Genomic DNA, 7949 nt, shown 5'->3' with positions numbered 1-7949 from the left:
TGAGTTCCTCGGCCGTCAGCGGCACGTCGGTGAGCGCGTTGCGGTCGATCGGGTTGGCGGCCGGAGTGGCGGCCGGCGTTGCTGCCTGATCGGCCGGAGCGGCAGTGGTGGCCGCCGGCGCCGCGGTTTCGGCGGCGGTGTTGGCGGCGGGCGCCGTGTTATCGGCCGGAGCGGTGGTGGCGGCCGGAGTGGTGGAAGCGGCCGGGGTGGCCGAAGAGCTGTCGGTGGTCTCGAAGTTCGGCGCGGTCTCCAGCGCTTCCTTGGTGGTGGGGAGAACGAAACGCTGCGTGCCGTCCTCCGCATTCACCCACTGGAGCTCGGAATAGTTCACGGCGACGTTCTTTTCGCCGATGCCGAGGAAACCGCCGACGCCGATGATGACGGCGGCCACCTCACCGTTCGGACCGATGACGAGGTTGTTGACGTCGCCGATGTTCTCCGCGTCGGTAGCGTCGGAGGAATAGACCTGCCGGCCGATGATCTCGGTGGCGAGATTGTCCTTGTCCGTCTCGGTATAGCCGGTGGCGAGGAGGGACTTGTCGAGCGGCGCGGCAGGCGCTTCGGTGGTCGCGGCGGGCGCCGCGGTGGTGGCGGGAGCGTCCTGCGCCATGGCACCCGCGGTCAGCAGGGCGGCGATGGCAGTAGTGGTCATAAGGGTGCGGAACATTGTATCGTCCTGTCGTTCGTTATGTTCATGAACAAGGCCGTGCGGCACATCGCTTGGCGGTGGCGTGCCGCACGGCCCGGTGCATTGAGAACGCTACGATCGCGGGACCGTTCCGGGACAAAATCAAAAGGCCGGCCCCGTGTTCGAGGTCCGGCCTTCCACGCCTCCCAGCGTCAAGTCGGGGCGAGACGCCCCACATCGAACAGGCTAGCGGAGAATTGACGGCGGCGCGCGCCCTGCCGGGTTAACCGGTAAAGTTTGAATTAACTGCGCGCCGGCTCAGGAGGTCTTCATGGCGAGGTGAAGGATGCCCGAGCCGTCGTCGAAGGGCTCGACGAAGGCGCCGAAGCCGAGGCCCCGGTAGACGCCGAGCTTGTCGTGCTGGGGAGTGAGATAGAAGCGGGATTCGCCCTTGGCACGGGCCAGCGCCGGCCGGGGGAGCCGCCAGTTTCAACTGGCGGGGAGGTCGAGCGTTTCGTCGGGCAGGTTGATCGGGATGGGGCCGGCGGGGCCGGGGACGGTCCATTGCGCGGCGCCGGCCTCGTGGACGATCAGCGCGATGAAGCCGAGTTTCTCGACCACGTGCGGGGTGAGGACGAACGGGTAGGCATCGTTCTGGCCTACGGCGCGGTTGAGGTTGTTGATCAGCGAGGCGAGCGGGATCCAGTTCTCGATCAGCTCGTGGATGTCGGGCTTGCCGTAGGGGTCGAAATCGAGGCGCGCGGTGAGTTCGCCTGCCTGGTCGATGGCCGGGCGCAGGCGGATGCCGAAGGAGGCGGCCATCTCGGTGGTGTCGACGATGTGGAGGTAATGCGCGAAGGTTTCGGCGAAGTCCTCCCATGGGTGGGAGGTGGCGTAGGCCGAGATGTAGTTCTGCTGCCAATCGGGCGGGGCGCCGTTGGCATAGTGGGTCTGCAGCGCCGCATCGTAGTCGGCGGTCTCGTTGCCGAAGAGCGTGCGGAAACCGGTGAGGGCCGGCCGGCCGTCGACGAGGACGTTCCAGTAATAGTGGCCGACCTCATGGCGGAAATGGCCGAGCAGCGTCCGGTAGGGCTCGTTGAACTGGGTGCGGCGATATTCGCGAGCCGCGTCGTCGGCCTCCTTGAGGGCGATGGTGACGACGCCGCTGTCGTGTCCGGTGAGCACGGGCTGCGGCGCGGTGTCCTCGTTGAGGAAGCGGAAGCTGAGGCCGCGCGCCGGGTCCTCGTTGCGGGTGGCTAGCGGCAAATGCAGCCGGAGCAGGGAATAGAACAGGCGCTTCTTGGCGCGCTCGATGACCTGCCAGCGGCGGAGATCCACCGGATCGTCGACATTGGGGATGACGCCGTTGTGGCGGCAGGCGCGGCAGAAGGGATCGGCGCCGGGGGCATAGGGGACGAGCCAGTTGCAGGCGTTGTGCGCGGCATTGGCGCAGAACACGAACTGGTTGTTGTCGAGAAACGGCGCGGTCCATATTTCGGGGCCGCCATCGAGGGAGACGAGGGCGTTGGCGGCGGGCTCGTAGCCGAGAGCCCGGCCGCAGTGCTCGCAGCGGGTGTTCTCGAAATAGAGCAGGTGACCGCAATGGTCGCAGCGGAAGAGTCTCATCGGGGCTCGCGGGGTGGGGCGGATCGGCAATGCGGCGCGAGGTGCGGCGGTTCCACTCGCGCTGCAGATAATTAAGGGGCGCTTGGCATTGTGCTCGGACTTGAGGGGACGATACGACGCGATGAAGAAGCGCATGGCATGGCTGCCGCGGCCGCTGGCGTGGCTGGTGCTGGGGGTGACGCTCGCCGCGATCGTGGTGCTGCTGGTGGTTGCCATGGGGCGTGCGCCGGCGGTATCGGCTGGGGCGGGGCCGGCGCCGGAGGGCGACCTCGTCACGTATCAGCGCATTATCGAGAAGATGCGGGCGGGCGAGGGCTATTACGGTGCCGCGCACGAGGTGCTGGTGGCCGACGGCTACGGTACGCGCTCGGTGTTCAACTGGCGGACGCCGGCCTGGCCGATGCTGTTGGCGGCGTTGCCGGCCGGGTGGGGGCAGAGGATGCTCGCGGGGCTGGCGCTGTGCGGGATGCTGATGACGTACCGGATGATGCGGCTCGATGGCGGGGTGCTCGCGGCGGTAGTGGCGGTGCTGGCGGTGGGGGCGAGCCTCGGAGGGATATTGTCGCCGTCGAGCGTGGTGTTTTCCGAGGTGGCGGCTGGGACGCTGATCCTCTTGTCGGTGGCGGCTTACGGCAATGGCTGGCGGGTGATCGGGCTGCTGGCGGCGCTGGCGGCACTGTTTTTGCGGGAGCTGGCGGCGCCGTATGTGGTGGTGTGCATCGTGCTGGCGCTGCGGGAACGGCGGTGGGGCGAGATGCGGATATGGGCTGCCGGGCTGGTGGCGTACGCGGCGTATTTCCTCTGGCACTGGTGGATGGTGAGCCAGCAGCTCGGGTCGATGGATCGCGCCTATGGCGAGGGCTGGCTGCAGTTCGGGGGGCTCGGGTTCGTCCTGGCGACGATGGGTTTCAACGGGCTGTGGAGCCTGGCGCCGGACTGGGTGCCGGCGGTGCTGCTGCCGCTGGGAGTGCTGGGGCTGTGGGCCTGGCCTAGGGGCACGCTGGCGCTGGCGACGGTGGTGGCGTTCGTGGGGATTTTCGCTGCGGTGGGGAAGCCGTTCAACGGCTATTGGGGGGCGCTCTATACCCCGGTGCTGATGCTCGGGCTGGGGTGGGGTATCGTCGCCGTGCTCCAAACCCTCGTTTCGAGCAAGGCGAGTCCACCGTGAGCAAGCGCATGTCGAAGACGTTGGCGGCCGAGATTGCCGAGCGGGTGCTGAAGGTGGTGAACCCGCAGAACCGGGCAGTGGCGCTGAGCGATTTGCTACGCCGGCACGGCTTCCGAGCGGCAACACTACCCGAGGGAGGTCTGCCGGCCGACCGGGCTGCGCTCGTTGCCTGGCTGCTGGCGAGCTACTCGGCGAAGGATTGACCGGGGCGGCAGGCGCGGCTGTGGCGTGGGTCTGGGCAGTGTTCGGGATGGGGCGGCGGCGCGAGCCTAGCGCGCGACCCTGACACTCAGCGCACGCTTCACCGCTTCCGGCTCGCGCTCGATGACGGTGAGCAGAACGCGGGACGAGGCGTCGATAGGGGTGCGGTGTTGTTCCCAGTCGCGGATGCGACCTACCGAAAATCCGAACTTCCTCGCGAACTCGGGCTGGCTCAGTTGCAGGTGCCTGCGAATGGCGCGGAGGTTCACCTCGGCAGGGACGTGTGTTTCGTAGCCTACGGTCGCGCCGTCGGCGTAGGCGATGGCGTCGTTCATTCCCGCGGCGATTTGATCGAAAGCGCTTTTGGTCATCGGGACTCCTGCCTATGTCGGCGTCGCGTAGATCTATACGGGCAGTCCGTATATTCGGTAAAGGGTGGCCGAAGGCACACCGGCGCCGGCGCGGGCTTTCGTGGGGGGCGGCGGAGCGCGAGTTGTGGCGCGGCTGAACCCCTCACCCTAGCTTCGCTACGTCGCTGTCGCTCCCAGCTGCGCTACCCTCTCCCCTCAGGGGAGAGGGGTCAGATGCTCCCGATGGTCTTCAGCCGCACCCGCGGGTGCACTTCGTTCTGGCTCATCACCACGGTCTGCGGGCGGAAGCGTTCGATGATGGCGCGGACGTGGGGGCGGATGGTGGGGCTGGTGATGAGGACGGGGATTTCGCCCATCTGGGCGGCGTTCTCGAAGCCCTGCTGGATGCCGATGATGAACTGCTGCAGGCGCGAGGGGGCCATGGCGAGGTGGCGGTCGTTGCCGTCGCCGACCATGGCTTCGGCGAAATCGCGCTCCCATTGCGGCGACAGCGTGAGGAGCGGGAGGTTCCCGTCGGGGCCGAGATTGGCGGCGCAAAGCTGACGCGCCAGGCGAGAACGCACGTGCTCGGCGATGACCTGGGCGGTGCGGCCGGGGCCGACGATTTCGGCGATGCCCTCGAGGATGGTGGGCAGGTCGCGGATCGAGATGCGCTCGGTGAGGAGCGTCTGGAGGACGCGCTGCACGCCCGAGACCGAGATCTGGGACGGCACGATATCCTCGACCAGCTTCTGCTGGTCCTTGGTGAGGCCAGAGAGCAGCGACTGGACGTTGGCGTAGCTCAGCAGGTCCGAGACGTTGGCCTTCAGCACTTCGGTCAGGTGCGTCGAGATCACCGTCGAGGGGTCGATGATCGAGTAGCCGCGCAGCTCGGCTTCGTCGCGCAGCGCCGGCTCGATCCAGGTGGCGGGGAGGCCAAAGGTGGGCTCGGTGGTGTGGACGCCGGGCAGGTTGATCTCCTTGCCCATGGGGTCCATCACCATCAGCTGGTGGGCGAAGATCTGGCCGCGGCCGGCGTCGACCTCCTTGATCTTGACCTTATAGTCGTTGGGCTCGAGCTGCATGTTGTCGAGGATGCGGACCGGCGGCATGATGAAGCCGAGTTCGGTCGCCAGCTGGCGGCGCAGCGCCTTGATCTGCTCGGTGAGCCGGTCGGTGCCGGTGTCGTCCTCCTTCACCAGCGAGAGCAGGCCGTAGCCGAGTTCGAGCTTCAGCTCGTCGATCTTGAGGCTATCGGAAATCGGCGCTTCCTGCGGCGGCGGATGGTCATGGGCGTGCTGCACGGCGGCGGCCACGGCGTCGCGCTCGATGCCCGCGGCTTTCTTGTTGCCCGACTTGAAGGCGAGCCAGCCGACGCCGCCGGCCAGCGCCAGGAACGGGATGACCGGCATGCCGGGCAACAGGGCCAGCGCGCCGATGACGGCGGCGGACATGCCGAGCGCCTTGGGGTAGCCGGTGAACTGGGCGACGAGCGCCTTGTCGGCGGAGCCGGTGACGCCGGCTTTCGAGACGAGGAGGCCGGCGGCGGTCGAGACGATGAGGGCGGGAATCTGGCTGACGAGGCCGTCGCCGACGGTCAGGAGCGTGTAGTTGTTGCCGGCTTCCTGGAAGGTGAGGCCTTCCTGCAGCATGCCGATGACCATGCCGGCGATGATGTTGATGAAGGTGATGAGGAGGCCGGCGATGGCGTCGCCGCGCACGAACTTGCTCGCGCCGTCCATGTTGCCGAAGAAGGCGCTCTCGGCTTCGAGGTTCTCGCGGCGCTTCCTCGCCACGGTTTCGTCGATGAGGCCGGCCGAGAGGTCGGCGTCGATGGCCATTTGCTTGCCGGGCATGGCGTCGAGGTTGAAGCGCGCCGCGACTTCGGCGATGCGGCCCGAGCCCTTGGTGATGACGATGAAGTTGACGATGATCAGGATGGCGAAGACGACGACGCCGATGACGAAATTGCCTCGCATGACAAAGTTGCCGAACGCCTCGATGACGTGACCGGCGGCGTCGGTGCCGTTGTGGCCCTCGGCGAGGATCAGGCGGGTGGTGGCGAGGTTGAGCGCCAGCCGCAGCATGGCGGCGATCAGCAGCACCGTTGGGAACGAGGAGAATTCGAGCGGCGTCTGGATGAACAGCGCCGTCATCAGGATCAGGACGGAGAAGACGATCGAAATGGCGAGCAGCCCATCGAGCAGCAGCGGCGGCAGCGGCACGATGAGGACGACGATGATCCCCATGATGCCGACCGCGAGGCCGATATCGGACGAGCCGAGAGATTTCCACAGGCCCGCGAGGGAGAAGGTGGGGAGCTTCAGGCCGGAGGTGGGAGCGGAGAGGTCAGCCATTGTGTTTCACCGGCGCCGAGATGATTGCCTTCTCCCCTTGTGGGAGGTTGCCGTAGGCCGGATGAGGGGTTGGTTCAGCGCCGGCAAGCCGCTCGTCGCTCCGCTCCGACCGCGCAGACTTCGTCTGCGGACCCCTCATCCGGCGCTGCGCGCCACCTTCTCCCACAAGGGGAGAAGGCAAGTCGGAGAGGCTGGCGATGGAAGCACTCACGCCGCCGAGTTCCGCTGCTCGCCGGGCGCCGCCACGGCGATGCCCTCGTCGGCGTACTGGTTGAGCTTGTTGCGCAGCGTGCGGATGGAGATGCCCAGGATGTTGGCGGCGTGGGTGCGGTTGCCGAGCACGTGGTCCAGCGTATCGAGGATCAGGTCGCGCTCGACGTCGGCGACGGTGCGGCCGACCATGGTGCGCGAGATGGTTTCGGCGGTCTGCGCGGCTTGTCCGGCCAGCGAGGCCATGGCGACGACTTCGCTCAGCCCGGTGCCGTCCGGCATCGAGATGGCGTCGGGGCCGATGATTTCGCCGCCCGAGAGGAGCACGGCGCGGTGGAGGGTGTTTTCCAGTTCGCGGACGTTGCCGGGCCAGGGGGCGCGGAGCAGGGCGTCGCGGGCTTCGGCGGAGAGGACGCGGCGGCCGAGGCCGCTGGCCTTGGCGTATTTATCGACGAAGTGGTCGGCGAGCGCGGCGGTGTCGCCGGGGCGTTCGCGGAGCGAGGGGAGTTTCAGGTTCACGACGTTGAGGCGGAACAGCAGGTCCTCGCGAAAACTGCCGTCGCGCACGGCTTCGTTGAGGTTGCGGTTGGAGGTGGCGATGATGCGGATATCGACCGGCACGGGCTTGGTGCCGCCGACGCGGTCGATCAGGCGTTCCTGGATGGCACGGAGGAGCTTGGCCTGGAGGCGGACATCCATTTCGCTGATTTCGTCGAGCAGCAGGGTGCCGCCGGTGGCTTCCTCGAACTTGCCGATGCGACGCGCGATGGCGCCGGTGAAGGCGCCCTTCTCGTGGCCGAAGAGCTCACTCTCGAGCAGCGCCTCGGGGATGGCGGCGCAGTTGATCGAGATGAAGGGGCGGCTGGCGCGCTTGCTGCGCGAGTGGAGGTATTTGGCCATCACCTCCTTGCCGGTGCCGCTTTCGCCGGTGATCAGCACTGAGGCGTCGGAGCCGGCGACCTGGTCGGCAAGCTTCACGACGCGGGCCATGGCCGGGTCGCGATAGAGAAAGTCGGACGACTCGCGGGCGACGGCGGCGATGACGGCGGCGATCAGCTCGGCGTCGGGCGGCAGCGGGATGTACTCCTTGGCGCCGGCGCGGATGGCGTTGACGGCGGCCGCGGCGTTGCTCTCGGTGCCGCAGGCGACGACCGGGATGACGATGCGTTCGGCGTCGAGGCCGGCGATGAGGCCGGCAATGTCCATCATCACGTCGACCAGCAGCAGGTCGGCGCCTCGGCCGGCGCGGAGCGAGTCAAGTGCGATCTCGATCGAGGGGGCGTGGGCGACCTTGGCGCCGCCATCCATGGCGAGCTTGGTGGCGGTGGTGAGCTGGCCCTCGAGGGGACCGACGATCAAGAGACGCATGGATATGCTCCGATGTTCCGGATTTCCGCCTTCTCCCCTTG

The 7949-nt window shown here is 67.5% G+C and carries 7 protein-coding genes; 2 read left to right on the top strand and 5 right to left on the bottom strand.

The genetic code is table 11. From position 1 onward, the window contains the following. A partial coding sequence (locus JWQ89_RS09880; protein ID WP_299640563.1) for a PRC-barrel domain-containing protein occupies positions 1–667 on the bottom strand: 667 nt, incomplete at its 3' end. A gap of 450 nt (positions 668–1117) precedes the next feature. Then, positions 1118–2254 (bottom strand): putative zinc-binding peptidase, encoded by a 1137-nt coding sequence (locus JWQ89_RS09875; protein WP_299640560.1) that lies wholly within the window; start codon positions 2252–2254, stop codon positions 1118–1120. Between the two features lie 121 nt (positions 2255–2375). Between JWQ89_RS09875 and JWQ89_RS09870 the strand changes: the two genes are divergently transcribed. Further along, entirely contained in the window at positions 2376–3422 is a 1047-nt protein-coding gene (locus tag JWQ89_RS09870; RefSeq protein ID WP_299640557.1) for a hypothetical protein, read from the top strand. A gap of 8 nt (positions 3423–3430) precedes the next feature. Next, positions 3431–3625 (top strand): hypothetical protein, encoded by a 195-nt coding sequence (locus tag JWQ89_RS09865; RefSeq protein WP_299640555.1) that lies wholly within the window; start codon positions 3431–3433, stop codon positions 3623–3625. Between the two features lie 66 nt (positions 3626–3691). Here JWQ89_RS09865 and JWQ89_RS09860 read toward each other — a convergent pair whose 3' ends face one another. The 3 genes from JWQ89_RS09860 to JWQ89_RS09850 all read right to left on the bottom strand — a co-directional run bounded on the left by JWQ89_RS09860 (position 3692) and on the right by JWQ89_RS09850 (position 7908). Then, the gene (locus JWQ89_RS09860) at positions 3692–3994 is read right to left on the bottom strand and encodes a transcriptional regulator (RefSeq protein WP_299640553.1); all 303 of its coding nucleotides are present in this window, start codon (positions 3992–3994) and stop codon (positions 3692–3694) included. Positions 3995–4203: 209 nt separating this feature from the next. Further along, the gene (gene flhA / locus JWQ89_RS09855) at positions 4204–6330 is read right to left on the bottom strand and encodes a flagellar biosynthesis protein FlhA (protein ID WP_299640551.1); all 2127 of its coding nucleotides are present in this window, start codon (positions 6328–6330) and stop codon (positions 4204–4206) included. Positions 6331–6537: 207 nt separating this feature from the next. Further along, entirely contained in the window at positions 6538–7908 is a 1371-nt protein-coding gene (locus JWQ89_RS09850) for a sigma-54 dependent transcriptional regulator (protein ID WP_299640549.1), read from the bottom strand. Between the last annotated feature and the right edge of the window lie 41 nt (positions 7909–7949).

The organism is Devosia sp., from assembly GCF_028290645.1.
GTDB lineage: Bacteria > Pseudomonadota > Alphaproteobacteria > Rhizobiales > Devosiaceae > Devosia_A.
The sequence above is the reverse complement of the archived record's forward strand: the minus strand, read 5'-3'. Positions and strand labels throughout refer to the sequence as shown.